The organism is Streptomyces sp. NPDC006294, from assembly GCF_042870895.1.
Classification (GTDB): Bacteria; Actinomycetota; Actinomycetes; order Streptomycetales; family Streptomycetaceae; genus Streptomyces.
Map to the genome: position 1 here is coordinate 278,216 of NZ_JBIAHV010000004.1, position 26,357 is coordinate 304,572.

General features: G+C 72.5%; 23 protein-coding genes. 15 read left to right on the forward strand and 8 right to left on the reverse strand.

All coding sequences use genetic code 11. The features are described from left to right. Positions 1–8 precede the first annotated feature (8 nt). From ACFYOP_RS09130 to lgt, 8 genes are all read left to right on the forward strand, one after another. Entirely contained in the window at positions 9–269 is a 261-nt protein-coding gene (locus tag ACFYOP_RS09130; RefSeq protein WP_356891975.1) for an HGxxPAAW family protein, read from the forward strand. 92 nt (positions 270–361) lie between these two features. Continuing rightward, positions 362–976: a DUF2752 domain-containing protein gene (locus ACFYOP_RS09135; protein ID WP_388451162.1), complete on the forward strand. Its 615-nt coding sequence runs from the start codon at positions 362–364 to the stop codon at positions 974–976. Between the two features lie 115 nt (positions 977–1,091). Next, complete coding sequence (trpC, locus tag ACFYOP_RS09140) at positions 1,092–1,901, forward strand: indole-3-glycerol phosphate synthase TrpC (protein ID WP_356891971.1); 810 nt, start codon at positions 1,092–1,094, stop codon at positions 1,899–1,901. Positions 1,902–1,908: 7 nt separating this feature from the next. Then, positions 1,909–2,157, forward strand: coding sequence for a tryptophan biosynthesis modulator TrpM (gene trpM, locus ACFYOP_RS09145; protein WP_356891969.1), 249 nt, complete (start codon positions 1,909–1,911; stop codon positions 2,155–2,157). Positions 2,158–2,697: 540 nt separating this feature from the next. Continuing rightward, a complete protein-coding gene (gene trpB / locus ACFYOP_RS09150; RefSeq protein WP_356891967.1) occupies positions 2,698–3,990 on the forward strand; it encodes a tryptophan synthase subunit beta in 1,293 nt (430 codons plus the stop codon). After that, positions 3,987–4,802, forward strand: a complete 816-nt coding sequence (gene trpA / locus ACFYOP_RS09155; RefSeq protein WP_356891965.1) for a tryptophan synthase subunit alpha — start codon at positions 3,987–3,989, stop codon at positions 4,800–4,802. The genes trpB and trpA overlap by 4 nt, the downstream gene beginning before the upstream one ends. A gap of 33 nt (positions 4,803–4,835) precedes the next feature. Continuing rightward, positions 4,836–5,720 (forward strand): thioredoxin domain-containing protein, encoded by an 885-nt coding sequence (locus ACFYOP_RS09160; RefSeq protein ID WP_356891963.1) that lies wholly within the window; start codon positions 4,836–4,838, stop codon positions 5,718–5,720. A 126-nt stretch (positions 5,721–5,846) separates the two neighbouring features. Then, positions 5,847–6,776, forward strand: coding sequence for a prolipoprotein diacylglyceryl transferase (gene lgt, locus ACFYOP_RS09165; RefSeq protein ID WP_356891961.1), 930 nt, complete (start codon positions 5,847–5,849; stop codon positions 6,774–6,776). Positions 6,777–6,860: 84 nt separating this feature from the next. On the opposite strand, the gene ACFYOP_RS09170 is transcribed toward lgt, so the two are convergent. The 7 genes from ACFYOP_RS09170 to ACFYOP_RS09200 are packed head-to-tail and all read right to left on the reverse strand — an operon-like array spanning position 6,861 to position 14,792. Further along, the gene (locus ACFYOP_RS09170) at positions 6,861–7,661 is read right to left on the reverse strand and encodes a CoA ester lyase (protein ID WP_356891959.1); all 801 of its coding nucleotides are present in this window, start codon (positions 7,659–7,661) and stop codon (positions 6,861–6,863) included. Then, entirely contained in the window at positions 7,658–8,863 is a 1,206-nt protein-coding gene (locus tag ACFYOP_RS09175; RefSeq protein WP_356891958.1) for a CoA transferase, read from the reverse strand. The genes ACFYOP_RS09170 and ACFYOP_RS09175 overlap by 4 nt, the downstream gene beginning before the upstream one ends. Further along, positions 8,860–9,747, reverse strand: coding sequence for a ribokinase (rbsK, locus tag ACFYOP_RS09180; protein ID WP_356891956.1), 888 nt, complete (start codon positions 9,745–9,747; stop codon positions 8,860–8,862). Before rbsK ends, ACFYOP_RS09175 begins: the two co-directional genes overlap by 4 nt. Beyond that, entirely contained in the window at positions 9,744–11,147 is a 1,404-nt protein-coding gene (locus tag ACFYOP_RS09185) for an ADP-ribosylglycohydrolase family protein (RefSeq protein ID WP_356891954.1), read from the reverse strand. Before ACFYOP_RS09185 ends, rbsK begins: the two co-directional genes overlap by 4 nt. Further along, positions 11,144–12,346 (reverse strand): ADP-ribosylglycohydrolase family protein, encoded by a 1,203-nt coding sequence (locus ACFYOP_RS09190; protein ID WP_356891952.1) that lies wholly within the window; start codon positions 12,344–12,346, stop codon positions 11,144–11,146. The genes ACFYOP_RS09185 and ACFYOP_RS09190 overlap by 4 nt, the downstream gene beginning before the upstream one ends. Before the next feature lie 56 nt (positions 12,347–12,402). Further along, on the reverse strand, positions 12,403–13,770 hold the full coding sequence (locus ACFYOP_RS09195) for an ADP-ribosylglycohydrolase family protein (protein WP_356891950.1): 1,368 nt from the start codon (positions 13,768–13,770) through the stop codon (positions 12,403–12,405). Then, entirely contained in the window at positions 13,767–14,792 is a 1,026-nt protein-coding gene (locus tag ACFYOP_RS09200) for an ADP-ribosylglycohydrolase family protein (RefSeq protein WP_356891948.1), read from the reverse strand. The genes ACFYOP_RS09195 and ACFYOP_RS09200 overlap by 4 nt, the downstream gene beginning before the upstream one ends. A 215-nt stretch (positions 14,793–15,007) precedes the next feature. Between ACFYOP_RS09200 and ACFYOP_RS09205 the strand changes: the two genes are divergently transcribed. The 4 genes from ACFYOP_RS09205 (at position 15,008) to ACFYOP_RS09220 (ending at position 23,324) form a co-directional block, all read left to right on the forward strand. Then, a complete protein-coding gene (locus tag ACFYOP_RS09205) occupies positions 15,008–15,736 on the forward strand; it encodes a VIT1/CCC1 transporter family protein (protein ID WP_356891946.1) in 729 nt (242 codons plus the stop codon). Between the two features lie 406 nt (positions 15,737–16,142). Then, on the forward strand, positions 16,143–20,714 hold the full coding sequence (gltB, locus tag ACFYOP_RS09210) for a glutamate synthase large subunit (RefSeq protein ID WP_356891944.1): 4,572 nt from the start codon (positions 16,143–16,145) through the stop codon (positions 20,712–20,714). Further along, positions 20,707–22,167: a glutamate synthase subunit beta gene (locus tag ACFYOP_RS09215; protein ID WP_356891942.1), complete on the forward strand. Its 1,461-nt coding sequence runs from the start codon at positions 20,707–20,709 to the stop codon at positions 22,165–22,167. The genes gltB and ACFYOP_RS09215 overlap by 8 nt, the downstream gene beginning before the upstream one ends. 440 nt (positions 22,168–22,607) lie before the next feature. Continuing rightward, the gene (locus ACFYOP_RS09220) at positions 22,608–23,324 is read left to right on the forward strand and encodes a VWA domain-containing protein (RefSeq protein WP_356891940.1); all 717 of its coding nucleotides are present in this window, start codon (positions 22,608–22,610) and stop codon (positions 23,322–23,324) included. A gap of 24 nt (positions 23,325–23,348) precedes the next feature. Here ACFYOP_RS09220 and ACFYOP_RS09225 read toward each other — a convergent pair whose 3' ends face one another. Further along, entirely contained in the window at positions 23,349–23,651 is a 303-nt protein-coding gene (locus ACFYOP_RS09225; RefSeq protein WP_356891938.1) for a hypothetical protein, read from the reverse strand. On the opposite strand from ACFYOP_RS09225, the gene ACFYOP_RS09230 reads away from it, so the two are divergent. The 3 genes from ACFYOP_RS09230 to ACFYOP_RS09240 all read left to right on the forward strand — a co-directional run bounded on the left by ACFYOP_RS09230 (position 23,650) and on the right by ACFYOP_RS09240 (position 26,333). After that, positions 23,650–24,123 carry a pyridoxamine 5'-phosphate oxidase family protein gene (locus ACFYOP_RS09230; RefSeq protein WP_356891936.1) on the forward strand — a complete coding sequence of 158 codons (474 nt, stop codon included), beginning with the start codon at positions 23,650–23,652 and terminating at the stop codon, positions 24,121–24,123. The two genes, ACFYOP_RS09225 and ACFYOP_RS09230, sit on opposite strands and share 2 nt — an antisense overlap. Before the next feature lie 251 nt (positions 24,124–24,374). After that, positions 24,375–24,578, forward strand: a complete 204-nt coding sequence (locus ACFYOP_RS09235) for a cold-shock protein (protein ID WP_005318814.1) — start codon at positions 24,375–24,377, stop codon at positions 24,576–24,578. 102 nt (positions 24,579–24,680) lie between these two features. Continuing rightward, on the forward strand, positions 24,681–26,333 hold the full coding sequence (locus tag ACFYOP_RS09240; RefSeq protein WP_356891934.1) for a DEAD/DEAH box helicase: 1,653 nt from the start codon (positions 24,681–24,683) through the stop codon (positions 26,331–26,333). The last annotated feature ends 24 nt before the right edge of the window (positions 26,334–26,357 follow it).

The following is a 26,357-nucleotide window of genomic DNA, read 5'->3' on the forward strand; positions in this document are numbered from 1 at the left end:
AGCAACTCATGGCGGGCAGCAGCCACGGACACACCCCGGCCGCCTGGACCGGCAGCATCATCGCCTTCACCGGCTTCTGCGTCGCGGGCGTCTTCATGGTGGCGAACAGCCCGGTCGGCTTCTGGGCAGGCTGTGCGCTCATCCTGCTCGGCGCGGTCGTCGGCGGCGCCATGAAGGTGGCCGGCCTCGGCACGCCGAAGGAGCCCACCGAGGTGGTGGAGGCCCGCAACCGCGCGGCGGCCCGCGAGAGCGAGAAGGCGACGGCCTGAACCACGCAGAGCGGATGTCGCACGACGGCGCAGCCCGGCACGGCCGGGCTGCGCCGCTGCCGTTGAACGTGGACAATCAGCGCGTGGACGCCATGCCTTCTTCCCCAGCCCCCGTCCCCGTGGATCCGGCCCCCGCGCCCGACCCGCCCGACGGGGCCGCTCCGTCCGTCAGCGCCGGCCCGCAGCCGTCCGGCCCCGGGATCACACCCGGAGAGTCCCCGCCCGGCCCGGCGGGACCGTGGGCCGGCTGGGCCCCGCCCGGCGGACCCACCGGCCGCCCCGCGCTCCCACCGCCGCACCCGCCCCACGCGTCGCTCGCGCGGCGCCTCGCCGCACCGCTCGGCATGCTCGCCGGCGTCGCCGCCGCCTTCGCGTACGTCGGGACCGTCGACCCGAACGAACCCGGCCACTACCCCGCCTGTCCGCTGCTGCGCCACACCGGCATCTACTGCCCCGGCTGCGGAGGACTGCGCAGCGCCCACGCGTTCATCCACGGCGACCTGGGCACCGCGTTCGGCGCCAACGCCGCCGCCACCGCCGGCTACCTGGTCTTCGCCCTCGTATGGGTGGCGTGGCTCATTCGCTCCGTACAGAACCGCCCGCTGCGGATCAACATCGCCACCGGCTGGTGGTGGGCCCTCGGCGGGGTGCTGGTGATCTTCAGCGTGGTGCGGAACCTGCCGTTCGGCTCCGCGCTCGTGCCTTGAAGTCCCAGGTAGTGGGACAGGCCGCGACCGGATGCGGGCCCTGGGCCCTGCTGCGGATACCATCGACATGGCTGATCCCGATACATCAACACCGTCCCGGAAGGGGGCCGCTCGCGTGAGTGTGCTCGACGAGATCATCGAAGGTGTGCGCGCCGACCTGGCAGAGCGGCAGGCGCGCGTCAGCCTCGACGACCTCAAGGAGCGCGCCGCAAAGGCCCCGGCTGCCAAGGACGGCGTCGCCGCACTGCGCGGCGAGGGCGTCAAGGTGATCTGCGAAGTCAAGCGCTCCAGCCCGTCCAAGGGCGCGCTCGCCGCGATCGCCGACCCGGCCGGACTCGCCGCCGACTACGAGGCGGGCGGCGCGGCCGTCATCTCCGTGCTGACCGAGGAGCGCCGCTTCGGCGGATCGCTGGCCGACCTGGAGGCCGTGCGCGCCAAGGTCGACATCCCGGTGCTGCGCAAGGACTTCATCGTCACCGCGTACCAGCTGTGGGAGGCGCGGGCGTACGGCGCCGACGTCGTCCTGCTGATCGTGGCCGCGCTCGACCAGGAGGCGCTGGTCTCGCTGATCGAGCGTGCCGAATCGATCGGCCTCACCCCGCTGGTCGAGGTGCACGACGAGGACGAGGCCGAGCGGGCCGTCGACGCCGGAGCGAAGATCATCGGCGTCAACGCGCGCGACCTCAAGACCCTCAAGGTCGACCGCTCCACCTTCGAGCGGGTCGCACCCGAGATCCCGGCGCACATCGTCAAGATCGCCGAGTCGGGCGTCCGCGGCCCGCACGACCTGATCGCCTACGCCAACGCCGGCGCGGACGCCGTGCTCGTCGGCGAGTCCCTGGTGACCGGCCGCGACCCCAGGTCGGCGGTCGCCGACCTGGTGGCCGCGGGAGCGCACCCGGCCCTGCGGCACGGTCGGAGCTGACCCCGGCATGACCACCGCCCGCCGCCGCCGTCCCGGTCAGACCCCGGGCTCCGCGCTGCGCCGGGCGGGCGCCGGAGCCGTCTCCGGCGCGCCCCGCGACCCGTACGCACGCCTCGCCCGCGGCTGCCGCCCACGCGGCTGCCGTGCGCCGGCGCGGCGGGTGCACGGGCGGCGCGTGCGGTACGTCATCGGCGACGAGCCCGGCCAGGTCAACGGCATGCGATGGCGCGGCGCGCTTGCGCGCACCGGCCGCTAGTGCCCCTCCCGGCAACCTCTGCCCTGCCGCGCCGTCCAGCACGCACGCTCGCTGTGCCGGCCAAAAGCCCTGGTAGCTCCGCTACGAAGGGCTTCCGGCCGCCTTGCGATCGCACGCACTGGACGGGGCTCCCTGACGGGCAGACATTGCCGGTCGCGGCACCAGGCCTTCAGGCGGAGGCGTTCCCCTCCCCGCCCCTTCCCGCAGTACGGGATATGCGGCTCCGCCGCGTGGCGGGCAGGCCCCGGACCCCGTACGGCCTTCGGCCGTGCCCTCAATCGCCGGGCGGGCCGACAGTGCCGGCCCCGCCGTTTGCGGCGCGGGGTTCGGGGCGGAGCCCCGACGAGACGGGCCAACCCAGCCCCGCCTGGGGGCACCTCCCACGGCCGCCAGGCCGTAGGCGGAGTCCGAGGCGCGGGTCCGGGCAGAGCCCGGTCCCGGGAAGGGGCGGGCAGGGGAACACGCCCCGACCGCACACGCTTCGCTTCCGTACACCCGACACGTCCCGGGCCCATCGGCCCGACAAGGAGCTGCGTCGCCATGTCCAGCGACTACTTCATCCCCGACCCGGAGGGTCAGGTCCCGAACACCGACGGCTACTTCGGCGCCTTCGGCGGAAAGTTCATTCCCGAGGCCCTCGTCGCCGCAGTGGACGAGGTCGCCGTCGAGTACGACAAGGCCAAGTCCGACCCCGCCTTCGCCGCCGAGCTCGACGCGCTCATGGTCGACTACACCGGCCGGCCGAGCGCCCTCACCGAGGTGCCCCGTTTCGCCGGGCACGCCGGCGGCGCGCGGATCTTCCTCAAGCGGGAGGACCTGAACCACACCGGCTCACACAAGATCAACAACGTACTGGGCCAGGCCCTGCTCACCCGGCGGATGGGCAAGACCCGCGTCATCGCGGAGACCGGCGCCGGCCAGCACGGCGTCGCGACCGCCACCGCCTGCGCCCTCTTCGGTCTCGAGTGCACCATCTACATGGGCGAGATCGACACGCAGCGTCAGGCCCTGAACGTCGCCCGGATGCGGATGCTCGGCGCCGAGGTCGTCGCCGTCAAGTCCGGCAGCCGCACCCTCAAGGACGCCATCAACGAGGCGTTCCGCGACTGGGTCGCCAACGTGGACCGTACGCACTATCTCTTCGGCACGGTCGCCGGCCCGCATCCCTTCCCCGCCATGGTGCGCGACTTCCACCGGGTCATCGGCGTCGAGGCCCGGCGCCAGATCCTGGAGCGCGCGGGGCGCCTTCCCGACGCGGCCGTCGCCTGCGTCGGCGGCGGGTCGAACGCCATCGGCCTGTTCCACGCCTTCATCCCCGACTCCGGTGTCCGGCTGGTCGGCTGTGAGCCAGCCGGCCACGGCATCGAGACCGGCGAGCACGCGGCGACCCTGACGGCCGGCGAGCCGGGCATCCTGCACGGCTCCCGTTCCTACGTCCTCCAGGACGACGAGGGCCAGATCACCGAGCCGTACTCGATCTCGGCCGGTCTGGACTACCCGGGCATCGGGCCCGAGCACTCGTATCTGAAGGACTCGGGCCGCGGCGAGTACCGCGCGGTCACCGACGACGCGGCGATGCAGGCCCTCCGGCTGCTGTCCCGCACCGAGGGCATCATCCCGGCCATCGAGTCGGCGCACGCGCTGGCCGGCGCGCTCGACCTCGGCCGTGAGCTCGGCGAGGACGGGCTGATCCTGGTCAACCTCTCCGGCCGGGGCGACAAGGACATGGACACCGCGGCCCGCTACTTCGGGCTGTACGACACCGACGCCCAGGTCGAGGCCGACGCCTCCGCCGACAACGGCGCCGCCGAGATCCAGGGGGACGCGAAGTGAGCGGCACCATCCGGCTGCTGAGCGACACGCTCGCCGCGGCGAAGAACGAGAACCGAGCGGCGCTCGTCGCGTACCTGCCCGCAGGCTTCCCGACCGTCGACGTCGGGATCGAGGCGGTCAAGGCCGCGTTCGACGGCGGCGCCGACGTCGTCGAGGTCGGTCTGCCGCACAGCGACCCGGTCCTCGACGGGCCCGTCATCCAGACCGCCGACGACATCGCCCTGCGCGGCGGCGTCCGGATCGCCGACGTGATGCGCACGGTCCGCGAGGCCCACGCCGCCACGGGCAAGCCGGTCCTCGTGATGACGTACTGGAACCCGATCGACCGCTACGGCGTCGAGCGGTTCACTTCGGAGCTGGCCGACGCGGGCGGCGCCGGGTGCATCCTGCCCGACCTGCCCGTCGAGGAGGCCGGACTGTGGAGGGAGCACGCCGAGAAGCAGGGCCTCGCCACCGTCTTCGTCGTCGCGCCCAGCAGCAAGGACGCCCGCCTCGCCAGGATCACGGAGGCGGGATCGGGATTCGTCTACGCGGCGTCGCTCATGGGCGTCACCGGCACCCGTGAGTCGGTCGGCGAACAGGCCCAGGACCTGGTGCGCCGCACCCGGGCCACGACCGACCTGCCGGTCTGTGTGGGCCTCGGGGTGTCGAACCCGGCACAGGCCGCGGAGGTCGCGGCGTTCGCCGACGGTGTGATCGTCGGCTCGGCGTTCGTCAAGCGGATGCTCGACGCGCCCGACGACGGCGCGGCCGTCGCCGCCGTACGGGAACTGGCGGGCGAACTGGCGCGGGGTGTGCGCGGGACGGCGTAGCTCGTACGAGTGGATCAGGGACCGGGGAGGCGCATGGGCGCCTCCCCGGTTCGTTTGCGGGGTGTGAGCGAGAACCAAGAGCCAAAGCGGGTCGCCCGCGAGCGACTCCAGCAGGAACGGGCGCGGGAGAAGGCGCGCGAGAAGCGACGCAGGACCCTGATCGTGGCGTCGGCCGTCGTGGCGGTACTCGGCCTGGCCGCGGTGATCGGCCTGGTCGCCGCCAACAGCGGCAAGGACGACGACGGTGCGACGGAGGCCGGGCCGCTGCTCGCGCCGAGCGGTGCGCAGGGGGAGGAGCAGCTCGCGATCCCCGTCGGCGCGACCGACGCCCCGTCCACCCTCACGGTGTGGGAGGACTTCCGCTGCCCGGCCTGCGCCCAGTTCGAGAACGCTCTGCGGGAGCCGATCCACGAGCTGGAGCAGGCCGGCCAGATCAAGATCGAGTACCACCTCGCCACCATCATCGACGGGAACATGGGCGGCAGCGGCTCCCTGCGCGCGGCGAACGCGGCGGCGTGCGCGCAGGACGCCGGAAAGTTCGTCGAATACCACGACGTGCTGTACATGAACCAGCCGCCGGAGCCGGACGACGCCTTCGCCGACAACGGCAGGCTGATCGAGCACGCGGGGAAGGTCGAAGGGCTCGACACCCCGGCGTTCCGCAGCTGTGTCGAGGAGGGCAAGCACGACGCCTGGGTCGAGAAGTCGAACGCGGCGTTCCAGGCCGGCGGCTTCCGGGGCACGCCGACCGTGCTGCTCAACGGAGAGTCGATCTTCCCGACGAAGGGCAAGGAGCAGATCTCCGTCGCCAACTTCAAGAAGTGGGTCAAGGAGGCCAACATGAACAAGCCGCCGGGCAGCCGGCGTCCGGCGACGCCGGGTACGGACGACGCGAGCCCGTCGGCCCCGGCCTCCTGACGCCCGGCCGCGCTCGGCCCGCCGTGGTCAGGGCGGCCCCGCCCCGGACAGGCACGGGCTCGTTACCCAGAAGTTGCCGGGCGGGTTGCCGTCGGTCCCGCCCGGCAGGGTAGCGTCGGACCTGCCATGGACATCGCCTACATTCCCAGTCCGTCGACCGGAGTGATCCATCTTGGACCGCTTCCGCTGCGCGGCTACGCGTTCTGCATCATCATCGGCGTCTTCGTAGCCGTCTGGTACGGCAACCGGCGCTGGGTCGCCCGGGGCGGCAAGGCCGGGACGGTCGCCGACATCGCCGTCTGGGCCGTGCCGTTCGGCCTGGTCGGCGGTCGCCTCTACCACGTGATCACCGACTACCAGCTGTACTTCAGCGAGGGTGAGAACTGGGTCGACGCCTTCAAGATCTGGGAGGGCGGCCTCGGTATCTGGGGCGCCATCGCGCTCGGCGCGGTCGGCGCCTGGATCGGCTGCCGCCGGCGCGGCATCCCGCTGCCCGCGTGGGCCGACGCGCTCGCTCCCGGTGTCGCCTTCGCACAGGCCATCGGCCGCTGGGGCAACTGGTTCAACCAGGAGCTGTACGGCCGCGAGACCGACCTGCCCTGGGCGCTGAAGATCACCGAGGGCGCGAACCGCGAGCCCGGCCTCTACCACCCGACGTTCCTGTACGAGTCCCTGTGGTGCATCGGCGTCGCCCTGCTGGTCATCTGGGCCGACCGGCGCTTCAAGCTGGGCCACGGCAGGGCGTTCGCGCTCTATGTCGCCGCGTACTGCGCGGGCCGCGGCTGGATCGAGTACATGCGCGTCGACGACGCGCACCACATCCTCGGCCTGCGGCTGAACGTCTGGACGTCCATCCTGGTCTTCGTCCTGGCGGTCACGTACATCGTGATCTCGTCGCGGCTGCGGCCGGGGCGCGAGGAGATCGTGGAGCCGGCGGCGGTGGAGTCGTCCAAGCGTGAGGATGACGACGCGTCTTCTTCGGAGGCGGACGAGGCCGGTACGGCGGAGTCCGAGGACGCGCCTGCGGACGCGGCGGAGTCCCCCGGCAAGCCGTAACGCCGGCGGGGGTCCGGGGGCAGCGCCCCCGGTTCGGGAAGGGGCGGGTAGGGGACAAGGCTCGCGCAGCGGACCCGCCCCCCGTCACCCCGCCTCCCGTTCCGCCAGCGCCAGCGTCCGCCGCGCCGTCGCGACCACCGCCGCGTCCACGAAGCGCCCGTCCGGCAGCGCCAGCGCACCCGCGTCGGACGCCGCCGCCTTGATGATCTCCTCGGCCGCCTGGATCTCGTCCCGTGTCGGCCGGAAGGCCCGTTCGATGACCGGCAGCTGACGTGGGTGGATGGCCGCGCGGCCCAGGAAGCCGAGGGACCGGCCGTGGGAGCAGGAGGCGTAGAGGCCGTCGAGGTCGAGGATGTCGGGGAAGACGGACTGGGACGGCGGCGCGAGACCGGCGGCCCGGGCAGCCATCACCGTGCGGGTGCGCGGCCAGTCGAGACCGGCGTCGCCGCGCAGACCGAGGTCCGCGCGGAGGTCGGACTCGCCGAGCGCGATGCCGGCGACCGCCTCGTGCGCGGTGGCGATGGCGTACGCGTGCTCCACCCCGAGCGCCGACTCGATCAGTGCGTACAGCGGGACGCCCGGCGCGCGGCCCGCGATCTGCTGGATGTCAGTGGCGTATGCGACCTTGGGGATACGCAGTGCACTGAGGCCCGGCAGCTCCGCGAGGGCCTCGACGTCATGGGGGGAGTTGATGCGGACATGGACGGGGAGAGGCTGCGGGTCCGACAGCAGTTCGACGGTGGCGTCCAGGGCGTAGGGCTTGCGCCCCTGGGCGACGGCGTCCTCCAGGTCGACGATGACGATGTCGGTCTCGCAGGCGAGCGCCTTGCGCACCGTTTCCGGGCGGTCGCCGGGGGCGTAGAGCCAGGTGAGAGGGATGGTCACAGCGCTCCCTGGGTGCGTAGCGAGGCGATGTCCGAGGGGGTCATACCGAGTTCGGCCAGGACGTCCTCCGTGTCGGCGCCGTGCGACCGGCCGGCCCAGCGGATGGAGCCGGGCGTCTCCGACAGCCGGAAGAGCACGTTCTGCATACGCAGCGGGCCCAGCTCCGGGTCCGGGACCTCGGTGATGGTGCCCAGCGCGCGGTACTGGGGATCGTCCATGACGTCGCGGATGTCGTAGACGGGAGCGATCGCGGCCTCCGCCTTCTCGAAGGCACAGGTCGCCTCCTCGCGGGTGCGGCGGGCGATCCAGCCGCCGACGGCGGCGTCGAGTTCGTCGGCGTGCTCCGCGCGGCCGCTGCCGGTGGCGAACCAGGGTTCGTCGACGAGCTCGGGCCGGCCCACCAGGCGCATGACGCGTTCGGCGACGGACTGGGCGGAGGTGGAGACGGCGAGCCAACTGCCGTCGGCGGTGCGGTAGATGTTGCGCGGGGCGTTGTTGCGGGAGCGGTTCCCGGTGCGCGGCTGCACATATCCGAGCTGGTCGTACCAGAGCGCCTGTGGTCCCAGCATCGCCAGGATCGGTTCGATGATCGCCATGTCGACGACCTGGCCGCGGCCGGTGGCGGTGCGGGCGGCGAGCGCGGTCATGACGGCATAGGCGGAGGCGAGCGCGGCGACGGAGTCGGCGAGACCGAAGGGCGGCAGGGTCGGCGGGCCCTCCGGTTCCCCGGTGGCTGCGGCGAAGCCGCTCATCGCCTCGGCGAGCGTCCCGAAGCCGGGCCGGTGGGAGTACGGGCCGAACTGCCCGAAGCCGGTGATCCGGGTGAGGACCAGCCGGGGGTTGGCCGCGCTCAGCTCGTCCCAGCCGAGCCCCCATTTCTCCAGGGTGCCGGGGCGGAAGTTCTCCACGACCACGTCCGCGGTCGCCGCGAGCCGCAGCAGCGTGTCCCGGCCGCCGGGGGCGGACAGGTCGAGGGTGATGGTCCGCTTGTTGCGGCCGAGGACCTTCCACCACAGGCCGATCCCGTCCTTGGCGGGGCCGTGGCCGCGGGAGGGATCCGGGCGGGTGGGGTGCTCCACCTTGACGACGTCGGCGCCGAAGTCGCCGAGCATCGTGGCGCACAGCGGGCCGGCGAAGAGGGTCGCGAGGTCGAGGACGCGCAGTCCTTGCAGCGGAAGGGAGGAGGACGACGGCGCGGTCATGAGGCGGCGTCGATCTCGGACCGGTACGGCATGGAGGAGGACGCTCCCGGGCGCTGCACGGACAGGGCGGCGGCCGTGCATGCCCAGGCCAGGCACTGCGCGACGGGCCTCTTCTCGCCGAGCGCCACGGACAGGGCGCCGACGAAGGTGTCACCCGCCGCGGTGGTGTCCACGGCGGTCACGGAAGGGGCGGGCACGGTGATGGGTCCGCTGCCGCGCGCCGCGTACAGACAGCCCGCCGCGCCCAGGGTGATCACCACCTCGGGGACCTGCCGCAGCAGTTCCTGCGCCGCGGAGTGCGGGTCGGCGACGCCGGTGAGGGTGGCCGCCTCGTGCTCGTTGGGGACGAGGAGATCGGTGACGGCGAGGAGTTCGGGCGGCAGCGGCTGCGCGGGGGAGGGGGTGAGGACGGTCCGCACCCCGTGGCGGCGGGCGGCCTCCGCGCCGTCGAGCACGGCGCTGAGCGGGAGTTCGAGCTGGAGGAGGAGGGTGTCGCCGCCGGCGATGAGGGCCTCCTCCCCGGGGGCGAGGGAGGTGACGGTGCCGTTGGCGCCGGGGATGACGACGATCGCGTTGCCGCCCTCGTCGTCGACGACGATGTGCGCCGTGCCCGAGGGGCCCTCCGCGGTCCTGAGCAGGTCGGTGTCGATGCCGCAGGATTCGAGCGTGTGCCGCAACTGCTGGCCGAACGGGTCGGAGCCGATCGCCCCGATCATGGCGACCTCGCCCCCGGCACGGGCCGCGGCGACGGCCTGGTTGGCGCCCTTGCCGCCGGGGATCGTGCGGAACTCGCGTCCGGTGACGGTCTCCCCGCGCTGCGGCGCGTGCGCGACGAAGGCGACGAGGTCCATGTTGGTGCTGCCGAGCACCACGATGCCGGTCATGGGCGGAGGGCCTCCTTGAGCGTGAGTCGGGCGAGGGCGTCGAAGCCGGCGCCGTCGAAACCGGCGACCGAGGTCGACAGCCGGTTCTTCAGCGGGGCGGTCCAACGGTCGGGCAGGGCCTCGGGGTGTCCGGCCAGCAGCCCCGCGAGGGAACCGGCCGTCGCGCCGTTGGAGTCGGTGTCGAGTCCGCCGGAGACGGCGCGGCAGATGGAGCCGGTGAAGTCCCCGTCGGCGTGGCTGAGGGCGGCGACGAGGAGCGCGGCGTTCGGCAGGACGTGCACCCAGTGGTACGCGCCGTACGCGCGGTGGACGCAGTCGACGGCGTCGGCGAAGTCCGTGTGCGTTCGGGCCGCTTCGACGCCGAAGCGTACGGCCGCGGCGAAGCGCGAGCGGGGCGGGACGACGGTGAGGCCCGTGGCGATCGCCGCGTGGACGTCCACGCGGCCGGTGGCCGCGGCGGCGAGGGCGGCCGCGGTGAACATGGCGCCGTACACCCCGTTCGCGGTGTGGGTGAGCGCCGCGTCCGGGTACGCCTGGGCGGCGGCGGCCGTCGGGTTGCCGGGATTGGTCCAGCCGTGGACGTCGGCGCGGATGGCGGCGCCGATCCACTCCCGGAACGGGTTGCGGTGAGCGGCGGTGAGCGGAGGCTCGATGCCGCTGAGCAGGTTGCGGTAGGCGACGCGTTCGGCGGTGAACGTCCGCCCGGCGGGCAGCTCGTCCAGCCAGAGCCGGGCGAGATCGGCGGTGGTGAAGTCCCTGCCGTGGCGCCGGAGCAGCAGCAGACCGAGCAGGGGGTGGTTGAGGTCGTCGTCCTCCGGCATCCCGTCGATGTTCTCGGCGAGCGAGTTCCCGGCGCTGCGCCGGTTCCAGGGGTGCGCGGCCGCCAGGTCCGCGGGCAGGCCCCTGGCGGTGAACCAGGTGGTGAGCGGCCAGTTACCGGTGGCGCGGGCGATGTCGCGGATCGCGTGCAGCGGCAGTTTCTCGACGGGCTTGCCCAGCAGGCAGCCGGCGGCGCGCCCGAGCCAGGCGGCGTGCAGCGCGTCCTGCGACACCGGAAGCGTGTCCGGGTCGGGCCGCATCCTCTCCGCCGGCAGCCCGTCGGGCGCGGCCGCCCAGGCGGGGGCGGCGTCCTCGATCGCGGACAGCGACGTGGGCTCGTCGCGGGCCAAGGGGGAGGGAAGGGCGTCCAGTTCGGACAGCAGCGTCTCCGCCAGCGCCCGCAGCGCCGGGGCCGCCCCGGCGGGCGAGGCGCCCGCGCGCTCCGGAGCGGGTGCGCCGCCCGCCGCCAGCCAGCGGTCGCGGACGGCTGCCGCGTCCCTGCCGTCCTCCTCGGCCTGGCGCAGTTCGTGGCCGATCAGATCCTCCGGCTGCACCCAGGTCACCCGCAGCGCGCCGGTCATCGCGCGGTGACCGTCAGGGACGCGAACGCCGCCTCGTGGGCCCGGCGGCGTTGCGTGTCGCGGGCGTAGATCTCCCTCGTCACCGCCGCCAGTTCGGCCGCCGGCGCGTGCAGGTCGACGCGGCTCGCCTCCGCGACCCGCTCCGCCCACTCCGCGGGCACGGCCGCCGCGCCGTGCAGCGCTCCGGCGATCGCGCCCGCCATCGTCGCGATGGAGTCGCAGTCCCGGCCGTAGTTGACGGACGACAGGACCGTACGCCGGTAGTCGCCCTCGCCCACCAGCAGCATGCCGAGCGCGATGGGCAGTTCCTCGATGGAGTGGAGGCGCGAAGGGCGGCGGGCGCCCAGCGACGGGGTCCGGTAGTCCGGGCCCACGGTGTCGAAGGGCGCGACCGCCGCCCGCAGCGGCGTCAGCGCCGACTCGAAGTCGGTGTACCGCGCGGCCGTTTCCGCGACCGACTCGATCGCCGCCTGGGTGCCGTCCTTCGCCAGCGACGCCGCCGTCTCGACGACCGACGCGGGCGTGGCGCCCGGCAGGCACGCCGCGGCGACGGCCGCCGCGAACACGCCGGCCGCCTCCCGCCCGTACGACGACTGGTGCGCGCCCGCGATGTCGACGGCCTCGGCATACGCGGCCGCCGGGTTGGCCGCGTTGACCAGACCCACCGGCGCCATGTACATCGCCGCGCCGCAGTTGACGATGTTGCCCGAGCCCGCCTCACGCGGGTCGTGGTGCCCGTAGTGCAGCCGGGCGACGAGCCACTTCTCGGCGAGGAACAGCCGCTGCAGCGGGATCGCCGCTGCCTCGAGCTCCGGGATCCAGCGGGGGTTGGCGATGAGGTCGGGGACGAGATGGTCGGCCACGGCGTACGCGTCGAGGTGGTCGCGGACCGTGGCGTACACCCCGATCAGCGCGTGCGTCATCAAGGTGTCGTCGGTGATGTGGCCGTCGCCCTTGTGGTACGGGGCGATGGGGCGGGCGGTGCGCCAGTCGTCCCCGTGCCAGGGGCCGACGATGCCGGTGATCCGCCCGCCGTGGCGCTGAAGGATCTGCTCGGGCGAGTAGCCCTCGACGGGGCCGCCGAGAGCGTCACCGACAGCCGCTCCGACCAGGCTGCCGGTGATCCGGTCGTCGAGGGGGAGAGTCGGGGAGGCCGCCGCCTGCGCTGCCGTGCCGGGCGCCGCCGTAGTCGTCGTCATGCCCGAATTGTCCACCTGGGGCGGCCGTGTTCGGCGTACCGCGCGCCGGGTTTCTGCTAACCGGTGCCCGGCGGCGGGCTGCTCGCAGGTTCGGCCGCATGTCCGGTCGCGGGGCGCCGGAGCGCGGCGTCGAGCTGTGCCGCGAGTTCGACGAGATCCGTTCCGGCGAGGCGGGGCAGGGCGCAGCCCGCGAGCGTTCGGCAGGCGTCCCGCCAGGTGGCGGGCAGGGACGCGCCGCCGCCGAGCGCCCCGGTCAGCGCGCCCGCGAGAGCGGGCGCGGAGTCCGCGACACGCGAGAGGCACACGGCTGCCGGGACCGCCTCCGCGACCCGGCCGCGCGCGGCGGTGGCGAGGGCGAGCGCGACCGGCACGGTCTCCGCGGCGGCGATGCCGTAGCTGTAGACGTGGTCGACGATCTGGTGCTCGAGCAGCGGTACGAGTTCGAAGGCGCCCGCCGCGTCGTGGGCCAGCTTGACCGCGTGGTGCGCGTTGCGCCCGATCTCGGTGGCCTCGGGGAGTTCGGCGAGCGCGGCGTCGACGGCGTCGTCCACGTCCGCGCCGCCGAGCGCGGCGGCGACGGCGGCGGCCATGGCGCGGGCGCCGTGCACCCCGTCGCCGTCCTGCGTGTACCGCGCGTCGAACTCGGCGAGCACGGCGGCCCCGAGCGGGTCGCCCGGATGGACCGCGGCGAGCACGACGGCCCGCACACAGGCGGCGTCGTCGAAGTAGTGCGGGTTGTCGTGACCGGTCGCCGGGGGCCGCAGACCGGTCGCCAGATTGCCGAGCCCTGCGTGCACGGAGATCCGGGCCCGCAACGGCAGCACGGCGGACTCGACCTCGGGGGCGCGCTCGGCGGCCGCGGCGACCTGCCTGGCGAGGGAGTTCCACGCGAGGTCGATCGCGGCGCGCATCCGGCGGGCCGGGGGCAGATTCCGGAACGGCTCGCCGGTGGCGGCGAGCACGGTCCGGGCTGCGAAGGCCGCCCATTCCGCGTCGTCGGAGGGGCCGAGCCGCAGCGGCTCCGGCGGCTGGTTGAGCGCGATGGGGACGGGCAGCGTCGTCGTGGCGTTCTGCTCGGCGAAGGTGTCGAGCTCACGGGTGAGACGCCGGGTCCACTCGGGCATACGCGCGGCGCGGTGCCGGGCGGCCGGCCACCCGGCGGCGTCACCGGCGGCCAGCCCGAGGAGCAGCCCCTCGATCCGGCGCGGACCGCCCGCGGTCGCGGACTCCGCCAGGCCGGCGCCGCGCGTGGTGGGCCGGGCGGTCGGGGAGCCCCCGACGGCCCGGTCCGCGAGTGTCCGGTGTCCGGTCGCGGCGGTCCCGGCGCTGGGGCGGTCGTGGGTCGCCGTGTGCGTGAGTCGTGTTCCGGCGTCGGCGGTGGCGGCCTCCGCGTCGCCCGGCGCGGGGCCGGGGCCGGGCGTCATGGTGTGCCGCCCGGGTCGTCGTCCGGGGTCAGCAGGTCCGCGACGTCCAGGACGTGGTAGCCGCGCATCGACGGGAGGCAGCTGCCGCGGACCGGCGCGATTGCCGACGCCCAGCTCTCGGGGATCGCCGCCGAGCCGGCGACCGAACCGGCCAGCGCGCCCGCGACCGCCGCGGTGGTGTCCGCGTCGCGGCCCATGTTGACCGCCGTCAGCACCGACGTGCGGAAGTCGCCCCGCGCCGCCGCGAACGCGCCGAACGCGAGGCCGACCGCCTCCGGCGCCAGGTCCGTCCACGGATAGCCGCCGATGACGACCGCCGAGCGGACCGCCCGCTCCATGGACAGGGTGTCCGGATACGTCCGCCCGGCGGCGACGATCGCGCGGCGCATCGAGCGAGCGGTCCAGGAGTCCATGGGGACGACGGACAGCGCCGCCCCGATCACCCCCGCCGGTCCCGCGCCGCCCATCGCCGCCGCCACTCCCGCCGCCACGGCGCGGCCGCCGTAGATGCCCTCGCCGTCGTGGCTGACGCTCCCGTCGATCGTGACCAGCCGTGCCGCTTCGGCGGGCCGGCCGGCCGCGAAGACGCCGAACGGGGCCGCGCGCATCGCCAGGCCGTCGCTCCAGGCGTGCCGGTGCTGGGCGGAGATCGGGGCGGCGAGGCCCCGTCGGAGGTTCTCCAGGGTGCCGCGCTCGCTGAAGCCCGCGCCCCGGAACGGCCCTTCGTCCAGGTCCGCGATCCAGTGGTGCCAGGCCGCCTCGACATGGGCCACGGTGAGCGCGGAGCCGTGCCGGGCGAGCAGCAGGCCGGAGAAGATCGCGTACTCGGTGTCGTCGGTGCCCGCGGGGTCGTCGCTCACGAAGCCCTCGATACGGCCCCACCGGCGGCGGATCTCCGAGGGCCGCATGTTCTCCGCGGGGGCGCCGAGCGCGTCGCCGACCGCGAGGCCGAGGAGTGCGCCGCGGGCCCGGTCGGACCGGGTGGTGACGGGACCGGAACCGGATGCTGTCAGCACTGCCATGAAGGTCCCTTCGCGCGCGCGAGCCTTGTTTCCGGATCTGTGCCACGAGCCGCCCGACCTGAGCCGAAGAAACGTTTCTGTCACTCGCTTCGCCCATCCCTCGGGCCCAGGTAAGTAAAGCCTGCCTTGCTGGTACGCCCCTTACATTCGGCGTATCTTCGAGGACGTCGAAGGGGGGCGGGGCCGACCGGGCGCCGCCGGAGAAGGGGAGAGCCGTGTCCATCATCGAAACCGAGGCCGCACTTCACGTGGCGCACCGCGACAACCACACCCACCGCGATGTGAGCGGCGGCTGGCTGCGCCCGGCGGTCTTCGGGGCGATGGACGGACTGGTCTCCAACCTGGCGTTGATGACCGGTGTCGCGGGCGGTGCGGTCTCGCAGCAGACCATCGTGATCACCGGCCTCGCCGGTCTCGCCGCGGGCGCGTTCTCGATGGCCGCCGGCGAGTACACCTCCGTGGCCTCACAGCGCGAGCTGGTCGAGGCCGAACTGGACGTGGAGCGCCGCGAGTTGCGCAAGCACCCGGTCGACGAGATGGAGGAGCTCGCGGCGCTGTACGTCGCCCGGGGCGTGGAGCCCGCGCTCGCCCGCGAGGTCGCGATGCAACTGTCGAGGGACCCCGAGCAGGCGCTGGAGATCCACGCCCGTGAGGAGCTCGGGATCGACCCCGACGACCTGCCCTCCCCGGTCGTCGCCGCCGTCTCCTCCTTCGGGGCGTTCGCCCTCGGTGCGCTGTTGCCCGTGCTCCCGTATCTGCTCGGCGCCGGCGCGCTGTGGCCCGCGGTGCTGGTGGCTCTGGTCGGTCTCTTCGCCTGCGGCGCCCTGGTGGCGAAGGTCACGGCCCGCAGCTGGTGGTTCAGCGGGCTGCGTCAGCTGGCCCTCGGTGGTACGGCCGCCGCGGTCACCTACGGCCTCGGCACGCTGATCGGCGCCGCCGTGTAGGCCATCGCGTCCTTCCTCCCCGCGCCGCACCGGCTCTCCGCGAGCCGGTGCGTTCGCGTTTTCCGGCCCGGTCGCGGACCCTGTGACGTACGCCCTGCCGCGAAATGGCCCTTGGGTGAGACACTATGCAAGGCGCAACATAAGTAGCCGTTACTCGGTGGTTTCGATTCCGAAACCCCGGGGCATGAGCCGTAAGCGCTGTGGGCAACGAAGCCTGTTCTGCGCAGGTCCTCCGGATGCCGATCTGTCCGTTGCGGCCCATTGCACCGCCTGTGCGGTGTCCGCATGCTGGAATGAGCTATCCGCTTTCCGAGAAGCACTCCATCATGTAACCTGCACGAAATTTCGCGGAGGGCCAACGTCGTCCCTCGGCACTGCACATGCCACGACGACGACGGGAGAGCCAATGCGTTCCGACGCCTGGTCGCCCATGGACGGTCGCCCCGCCCCCCAGGGGATGTACGACCCCCGTAACGAACACGACGCCTGTGGTGTCGGGTTCGTGGCCACCCTCACCGGTGTTGCCAGCCATGAGCTGGTCGAGCAGGCGCTGACCGTACTGCGGAACCTCGAGCACCGCGGCGCAACCGGCTCCGAGCCCGACTCCGGCGACGGCGCGGGCATCCTGCTCCAGGTCCCGGACGCCTTCCTCCGCGAGGTCACCGACTTCGAACTGCCCGCGGCCGGCTCCTACGCCGTCGGCATCGCCTTCCTCCCGCCCGGCGCCGAGGACACCGACGCCGCCGTCTCGAAGATCGAGACGATCGTCGCCGAAGAGGGCCTGACCGTCCTCGGCTGGCGCGAGGTCCCCGTCACCCCGGACCTGCTCGGCAACGGCGCCCGCGCCACCATGCCCGCCTTCCGTCAGCTCTTCGTGGGCGACGGCAGCAGCGAGGGCATCGCGCTGGACCGCAAGGCGTTCGTGCTGCGCAAGCGCGCCGAGCGCGAGGCCGGTGTCTACTTCCCGTCGCTCTCCGCGCGCACCGTCGTCTACAAGGGCATGCTGACCACCGGCCAGCTCGAGCCCTTCTTCCCGGACCTCTCCGACCGGCGCTTCGCCACGGCCGTCGCGCTCGTCCACTCGCGGTTCTCCACGAACACCTTCCCGAGCTGGCCGCTGGCCCACCCGTACCGCTTCGTCGCGCACAACGGCGAGATCAACACGGTCAAGGGCAACCGCAACTGGATGCGCGCCCGTGAGTCGCAGCTCGCCTCCAAGCTCTTCAACTCCGGCGCCGGCAAGATCGACCGGATCTTCCCCGTCTGCACGCCGGACGCCTCCGACTCCGCCTCCTTCGACGAGGTCCTGGAGCTGCTGCACCTCGGCGGCCGTTCGCTGCCGCACTCGGTGCTGATGATGGTCCCCGAGGCGTGGGAGAACCACGACTCCATGGACCCGGCCCGGCGCGCCTTCTACCAGTACCACTCCACGATGATGGAGCCCTGGGACGGCCCTGCCTGCGTCACCTTCACCGACGGCGTCCAGGTCGGCGCGGTCCTCGACCGCAACGGACTGCGCCCCGGCCGCTACTGGGTCACCGACGACGGACTCGTCGTCCTCTCCTCCGAGGTCGGCGTCCTCGACATCGACCCCGCCAAGGTCGTCCGCAAGGGCCGCCTCCAGCCCGGCAAGATGTTCCTCGTCGACACCGCGGAGCACCGCATCATCGAGGACGACGAGATCAAGTCGGCCCTCGCCGCCGAGAACCCGTACCAGGAGTGGCTGGAGGCCGGCGAGATCGAGCTCGAGGACCTTCCCGAGCGCGAGCACATCGTCCACACCCACGCGTCCGTCACCCGCCGCCAGCAGACCTTCGGCTACACCGAGGAGGAGCTGCGCGTCATCCTGGCGCCGATGGCCCGCACCGGCGGCGAGCCGCTCGGCTCCATGGGCACCGACTCGCCGATCGCGGCCCTCTCCGAGCGCCCCCGGCTGCTCTTCGACTACTTCACCCAGCTGTTCGCGCAGGTCACCAACCCGCCGCTGGACGCCATCCGCGAGGAACTCGTCACCTCGCTGCACTCCTCGCTCGGTCCCCAGGGCAACCTGCTGGAGCCGACCGCGGCGTCCTGCCGCAGCGTCACGCTGCCCTTCCCGGTGATCGACAACGACGAGCTGGCCAAGCTCATCCACATCAACGCCGACGGCGACATGCCCGGCATGAAGGCCGCCACGCTGTCCGGCCTCTACCGGGTCTCCGGCGGCGGCGACGCGCTGGCCGCCCGTATCGAGGCCATCTGCGGCGAGGTCGACACCGCCATAGAGGGCGGCGCCCGTCTGGTCGTCCTCTCCGACCGGCACTCGGACGCCGAGCACGCGCCGATCCCGTCGCTGCTGCTCACCTCCGCCGTGCACCACCACCTCATCCGCACCAAGCAGCGCACCCAGGTGGGCCTGCTGGTCGAGGCCGGCGACGTCCGCGAGGTCCACCACGTCGCGCTGCTCATCGGCTACGGCGCCGCCGCGGTCAACCCGTACCTGGCGATGGAGTCGGTCGAGGACCTGGTCCGCGCCGGCACCTTCATCGAGGGCCTCGAGCCCGAGCAGGCCATCCGCAACCTGATCTACGCCCTCGGCAAGGGCGTCCTGAAGGTCATGTCCAAGATGGGCATCTCCACGGTCGCCTCCTACCGCGGCGCGCAGGTCTTCGAGGCCGTCGGTCTCGACGACGCCTTCGTCGACAAGTACTTCAACGGCACCGCCACCAAGATCGGCGGCGCCGGCCTCGACGTCGTCGCCAAGGAGGTCGCCGCCCGGCACGCCAAGGCTTACCCGGTCTCCGGCATCGCCGCCACGCACCGCGCGCTGGAGATCGGCGGCGAGTACCAGTGGCGCCGCGAGGGCGAGCCTCACCTGTTCGACCCGGAGACCGTCTTCCGCCTGCAGCACGCCACGCGCAACAAGCGGTACGACATCTTCAAGAAGTACACGGACCGCGTGAACGAGCAGTCCGAGCGGCTGATGACGCTCCGCGGCCTCTTCGGCTTCAAGTCGGGCCGCGAGCCGATCTCCATCGACGAGGTCGAACCCGTCTCCGAGATCGTCAAGCGCTTCTCCACCGGCGCCATGTCGTACGGCTCCATCTCCCAGGAGGCGCACGAGACGCTGGCCATCGCGATGAACGAGCTGGGCGCCAAGTCCAACACCGGCGAGGGCGGCGAGGACCCGGAGCGCCTGTACGACCCGGCGCGACGCTCGTCCATCAAGCAGGTCGCCTCCGGCCGCTTCGGCGTCACCAGCGAGTACCTGGTCAACGCCGACGACATCCAGATCAAGATGGCCCAGGGCGCCAAGCCCGGCGAGGGCGGCCAGCTGCCCGGCCACAAGGTCTACCCGTGGGTCGCCAAGACCCGGCACTCCACCCCGGGCGTCGGCCTCATCTCCCCGCCGCCCCACCACGACATCTACTCCATCGAGGATCTGGCCCAGCTGATCCACGACCTCAAGAACGCCAACCCGGCCGCCCGCATCCATGTGAAGCTGGTGTCCGAGGTCGGCGTCGGCACGGTCGCCGCCGGTGTCTCCAAGGCCCACGCGGACGTCGTCCTCATCTCCGGCCACGACGGCGGTACGGGCGCCTCCCCGTTGACCTCCCTGAAGCACGCGGGCGGCCCCTGGGAGCTCGGCCTCGCCGAGACCCAGCAGACCCTGCTGCTCAACGGCCTGCGAGACCGGATCGTCGTCCAGACCGACGGCCAGCTCAAGACCGGCCGCGACGTCGTCATCGCCGCGCTGCTCGGCGCCGAGGAGTTCGGTTTCGCGACCGCGCCGCTCGTCGTCTCCGGCTGCGTCATGATGCGCGTCTGCCACCTGGACACCTGCCCGGTCGGCATCGCCACCCAGAACCCGGTGCTGCGCGAGCGGTTCTCCGGCAAGGCCGAGTACATCGTGAACTACTTCCGCTTCATCGCGGAGGAGGTCCGCGAGATCCTCGCCGAGCTGGGCTTCCGCAGCGTCGAGGAGGCCGTCGGCCACGCCGAACTCCTCGACACCGAGCGGGCCGTCGACCACTGGAAGGCCCAGGGCCTCGACCTCGAGCCCCTCTTCCACGTGCCCGCGCTGCCCGACGGCGCCGTGCGCCACCGGACCGTCGAGCAGGACCACGGACTGGAGAAGGCCCTCGACAACGAGCTGATCGAGCTCGCCGCGGAGGCGCTGAGCGCCGCCACCGCCGAGGACGCCCAGCCGGTCCGCGGCCAGGTCGCCATCCGGAACATCAACCGGACCGTCGGCACCATGCTCGGCCACGCGGTGACGAAGAAGTTCGGTGGCGCGGGCCTGCCCGACGACACCATCGACATCACCTTCACCGGCTCCGCCGGCCAGTCCTTCGGCGCGTTCGTGCCGCGCGGCATCACGCTGCGCCTCGAGGGCGACGCCAACGACTACGTCGGCAAGGGCCTGTCGGGCGGCCGGATCGTCGTCCGCCCCGACCGGGGCGCCGACCACCTGGCCGAGTACTCGACCATCGCGGGCAACACCATCGCCTACGGCGCCACCGGCGGCGAACTGTTCCTGCGCGGTCGCACCGGCGAGCGCTTCTGCGTCCGCAACTCCGGTGCGCTGGTGGTCTCCGAGGGCGTCGGCGACCACGGCTGCGAGTACATGACCGGTGGTCACGCGGTCGTCCTCGGCGAGACCGGCCGCAACTTCGCGGCAGGCATGTCCGGTGGCATCGCGTACGTGATCGACCTCGACAAGGACAACGTCAACTCCGGCAACGTCGGTGCGATCGAGGCCCTGTCGGACAGCGACAGGCAGTGGCTGCACGACGTCGTGCGCCGCCACTTCGAGGAGACCGGCTCGACCGTCGCAGAGAAGCTGCTGGCCGACTGGACCGTGAACGCGGAACGGTTCAGCAAGATCATCCCGACCACGTACAAGGCCGTGCTCGCCGCCAAGGACGCCGCTGAGCTCGCCGGTCTCTCCGAGCAGGAGACCACCGAGAAGATGATGGAGGCGGCGACCAATGGCTGACCCCAAGGGCTTCCTGACCACCGGGCGCGAGGTCGCCGAGACCCGCCCCGTCGAAGAGCGCGTCAAGGACTGGAACGAGGTCTACGTCCCCGGCTCCCTGCTGCCGATCATCAGCAAGCAGGCCGGCCGGTGCATGGACTGCGGCATCCCGTTCTGCCACAACGGCTGCCCGCTCGGGAACCTCATTCCCGAGTGGAACGACTACGCCTACCGCGAGGACTGGGCCGCCGCCTCCGAGCGGCTGCACGCCACGAACAACTTCCCGGAGTTCACGGGCCGCCTCTGCCCGGCTCCCTGCGAGTCGGCGTGTGTCCTCGGCATCAATCAGCCGGCCGTCACCATCAAGAACGTCGAAGTCTCGATCATCGACAAGGCATGGGACACCGGCGACGTCACTCCGCAGCCGCCCGAGCGCCTCTCCGGCAAGACCGTCGCCGTCATCGGCTCCGGCCCGGCCGGCCTCGCCGCGGCCCAGCAGCTCACCCGCGCCGGCCACACCGTCGTCGTGTACGAGCGCGGCGACCGCATCGGCGGACTGCTGCGGTACGGCATCCCCGAGTTCAAGATGGAGAAGGTGCACATCAACCGGCGTATCGAGCAGATGCGCGCGGAGGGCACCAAGTTCCGCACCGAGGTCGAGATCGGCCGTGACATGCCGGCGGACGCGCTGCGCCGCCGCTACGACGCGGTCGTCGTCGCGGCCGGTTCGACCGTCTCCCGCGACCTGCCCGTGCCGGGGCGTGAGCTGAACGGCATCCACTTCGCGATGGAGTACCTGCCGCTCGCCAACAAGGTGCAGGAGGGCGACTTCGTGTCCCCTCCGATCACCGCGGAGGGCAAGCACGTCGTCGTCATCGGCGGTGGCGACACCGGCGCGGACTGCGTCGGCACCGCCCACCGGCAGGGCGCGGCGTCCGTCACCCAGCTGGAGATCATGCCCCGGCCGGGCGAGGAGCGGAACGCCAACCAGCCGTGGCCGACCTTCCCCATGCTCTACAAGGTCACCTCCGCGCACGAGGAGGGCGGCGAGCGGGTCTACTCCGTCTCCACCACCCACTTCGAGGGCGACGAGGACGGCAACGTCCAGGCCCTGCACCTGGTCGAGGTCGCCTTCGAGGACGGCAAGCTGGTCCAGAAGCCCGGCACCGAGCGGAGGATCCCGGCGCAGCTCGTCACCCTGGCGATGGGCTTCACCGGCATCGACCGGTCCAACGGCATGGTCGAGCAGTTCGGACTCGACCTCGACGAGCGCGGCAACGTGGCGCGGGACGCGGACTTCGCGACCAACGTCGACGGCGTCTTCGTCGCGGGCGACGCGGGCCGCGGCCAGTCGCTGATCGTGTGGGCGATCGCCGAGGGCCGCTCGGCGGCGCGCGGCGTCGACCGCTACCTGACGGGCGCGAGCGCCCTGCCGGCACCGATCCGCCCGACGGACCGGGCGCTGACGGTCTGACCGTCCGCCCCCTCTATACGTCCCGTACAACGGCGTGCGGAACTGAACACGGCGCCTGCCATGTCCCCGACCGGACCGGCAGGCGCCGTGGCGCGTCCGGACGCGGGACGGCGCGCGGTGTCTGGGTGCCGGGCCCGGTGATCGGCTCGGGTCGTCCCGGACCCGGTACGGCGCTCCGCGCGGTGGCCTCAATGTCCCCCTACGGCCTGGCGGCCGTGGGAGGCGCCCTCCGGCTGCGCTGGATACGCCGCTGCCCGGCGACCAGCGGGCTTGGCCCTGCCCCCGGGGGCTGGTGTGGCGGCAACTTCGGCCTCGCCGGCGTTTGAGGCGCGGGGTTCGGGGCGGAGCCCCGACGAGACCGGTGCGTTGCAAGCCCTCCGACGAACCACCCCGGGGGGATATCGTCGGACCGCTCGTACGGTCCGACGAACGGAGCCCGCATGCCCGTCAGCCTCCACAAGCTCGAGCAGACCGCCCCAGCCCTCGTCAGCCTCTACAAGACCGCCGGCGTCTCGCTCCAGAAGCACGGGCTGCACGGGCAGCGCGCCGCCGTCTATCTGGTGGTCGACTACTCCGGGTCGATGAGGGAGTACTACAAGGACGGCAGCGTCCAGGCCCTGGCCGACCGGGTCCTCGGGCTCTCGGCCAATCTCGACGACGACGGTACCGTGCCCGTCGTGTTCTTCTCGACCGACGTCGACGCGGTCACCGACATCGCGGTGGAGAACCACCGCGGCCGGATAGACGAGATCGTCTCCGGCCTCGGGCACATGGGGAAGACCAGCTACCACCTGGCGATGGACGCCGTCATCGACCACTACCTGGACAGCGGCGCCACCGACCCCGCGCTCGTCGTCTTCCAGACCGACGGCGGGCCGATCAACAAGCTCGCCGCCGAGCGGTATCTGTGCAAGGCGGCCCGGCTGCCGCTGTTCTGGCAGTTCGTCGGCTTCGGCAACAAGCGCAGCTCGCAGTTCGACTTCCTGCGCAAGCTGGACGACCTGCCCGTCCCCGCCAAGCGCCCCGTCGACAACGCGGGCTTCTTCCACGCCGGGCTCGACCCGCACCGGGTACCGGACGCGGAGCTGTACGACCGGCTGGTCGGCGAGTTCCCGCAGTGGCTGGCGGCGGCCCGAGCCCAGGGCATCGTCCGCTGAGCCGGGCCGCCACCGCGGCCGGCGCTACGGTGAAGGGAAGTCGTACCGATGCACCGGCATGATCTCGGGAGGCGCGGCAGCCGCCGTGAGTCCCATGCGTTCGGCGACGGGCATCATCACCGTCGCGAAGTTGTTCATCGCCTCCTCGGACTCCCACAGGTGGTAGATCCCCAGACCTGAGGTCTTCGGTACGCAGACATGCACGAGACAGCCGGCGAACGTGTCGCCCGGTTCCGCGCGCAGCTTCCAGCACGCTTCACCCGCACCGGCACCCCGCCGGAAAACACGACAGGAGATGTCCGGTTCACGCGCTTCTATGGGAGTCATGACGTCTTCCACGTGGGCCGCACTCCGGGCGGCCGAGCCCGCGTTCGCCGAGGCCGTGCAGCGCCGTTTCGAGCGGTATCGGCATCACGTCCTGGCCACGCTCCGCAAGGACGGTTCGCCGCGTCTGACCGGGCTGGAGGTGAACTTCCGCTTCGGTGAGCCGTGGCTCGGGATGATGCCGGGCTCGCTCAAGGCCCGGGACCTCGCGCGCGACCCGCGTTTCGCCCTGCACGCCAATCCGGGGCCCGGCGACTCGATGGACGGCGGGGACGTACGGATCTCCGGGCGGGCGTACGAGGTGACCGAGCCGGAGGCGAAGGCGCGCTTCGTCGCGGAGGTGGAGCCGCCCGAGCCGTTCCAGCTGTTCCGCATCGAGCTCCAGGAGGTCCTCAGGACGTCAGTGGAGGGCGATGAGCTGGTCTTACGGTCCTGGGGCCCCGGAGGCGCGCTCCGCACCAGGCGGCGCAGGTGATCCGGGGCCGGCGTGATCGGCCAGGCCGGATCCCGGCGATCATCCGGCGTGTCAGAGTCGCCCTTCTGGGGCTCCGGCGTGCTACGGTGATGTAGTTGCAGTTTTGGTACCCATGAACTTTGTGTGCGCCTGACGGGAATGCTTCCTCAGGCGCACATTATTGTTTCCGGCTTCTCCGGATGGGAGTCAAGGCGCGACGGGAAATCCACGAGGTGTGGATTTCCGGCTTGCCCCTGTTTTAGGAGAATGACATGGCTACTGGAACCGTGAAGTGGTTCAACTCGGAAAAGGGCTTCGGCTTCATTGAGCAGGACGGCGGCGGCGCCGACGTCTTCGCCCACTACTCGAACATTGCCACCTCGGGCTTCCGCGAGCTCCAGGAAGGCCAGAAGGTGACGTTCGACGTCACGCAGGGCCAGAAGGGCCCGCAGGCGGAGAACATCCTCCCGGCCTGATCGCCGGGCGCGTATCTCGCAGCTCTGCAGCCGGGGCCCGCACCTTCGTCGGTGCGGGCCCCGGCTCTTGCTGTCCACAGGCCCCAGGAAGGCACATTCCGCATGAACCGCTCCGAACGACCGGACCGATCAGCCGCCAGAAGCCGCACCAGCGGTGGCAATCGGCCCGGTGCCGGAAACCGACACGGCTCGGCGAAGAAATCCGGCTCCACAAAGGCGAGCAACCGCAGCGTGGCGGCCCCGCAGGAATTCACCCTGCCGGAGACCGTCACCCCCGCGCTGCCCGCCGTCGCGGCGTTCGACGAGCTGGACATGCCCGCCGCCCTGCTGAAGACCCTCGCGGCCCAGGGCGTCACCGAGCCCTTCCCCATCCAGGCCGCCACCCTCCCCAACTCTCTCGCCGGCCGCGACATCCTCGGGCGCGGCCGCACCGGCTCGGGCAAGACGCTCGCCTTCGGGCTCGCGCTCCTCGCCCGTACCGCCGGACGCCGGGCCGAGGCGCGGGCGCCCCTGGCGCTCGTCCTCGTACCGACCCGGGAACTCGCGCAGCAGGTCACCGACGCCCTCGCGCCGTACGCGACCTCGCTGCAGTTGCGGCTCGCGACCGTCGTCGGCGGTATGTCGATCACCAAGCAGGCCGGTGCGCTGCGGCGCGGCGCCGAAGTGGTCGTGGCCACGCCCGGGCGGCTCAAGGACCTCATAGAGCGCGGCGACTGCGCACTCGACGCCGTCGCCATCACCGTGCTGGACGAGGCCGACCAGATGGCCGACATGGGCTTCATGCCGCAGGTCACCGCCCTGCTGAAGCAGGTCGAGCCGGACGGTCAGCGGATGCTCTTCTCCGCGACCCTCGACGCGAACATCGACCGGCTGGTGCGGATGTTCCTCACCGATCCGGTTGTGCACTCGGTCGACCCGTCCGCGGGCGCCGTCACCACGATGGAGCACCATGTGCTGCACGTGCTGGACGAGACCGACAAGAAGGCCGTCGCCACGCGCATCGCCGCCCGTGACGGCCGGGTGATCCTCTTCGTGGACACCAAGCGCAGCGCCGACCGGTTCGCCAAGCGGCTGCTGGCCAGCGGTGTACGGGCGGCCGCCCTGCACGGCGGCCGGTCGCAGCCGCAGCGCAACCGGACCCTGGACCAGTTCAAGACCGGTCAGGTCACCGCGCTCGTCGCGACGAACGTCGCGGCGCGCGGCATCCACGTCGACGACCTGGACCTGGTCGTCAACGTCGACCCGCCCGTCGACCACAAGGACTACCTGCACCGCGGCGGCCGCACCGCCCGCGCGGGCGAGTCCGGCAGTGTCGTGACGCTGGTCCTGCCGGAGCAGCGCCGCGAGATGACCCGCCTCATGTCGAACGCGGGCATCAGCCCGCGCACGGCACGCGTCAAGTCCAGCGACGAAGAGCTCAGCAGGCTGACCGGGGCACGTGAACCGTCCGGTGTGGCGGTGACGATCGAGATCCCGCAGCAGGCCGCCGCGCCCGCCGCGAAGAGCGGCGCGTCCGCGTCGCGCCGCCGCCGGCCCGCCCGGCGACGGATCGAGGGAGCGGCGGAGACGCCGTCCCGTACGTCGCGGGGCACGTCGGCCGAGGCCAGGTCCCACGGCCGCGGTCCGTCGGGGGAGACGCCGCCCCGCACGCCGCGCAGGTCCGCCGGACAGAGCGAGTCCGCGGGCGGCTCGGGCCGCCGTGGCGGCACGCGCGGCGGCCGCGGCCGCGGAGCCGGCCGGGGCGGATCGGCCTGACACGACGGGCTCCGGGGACCGCTC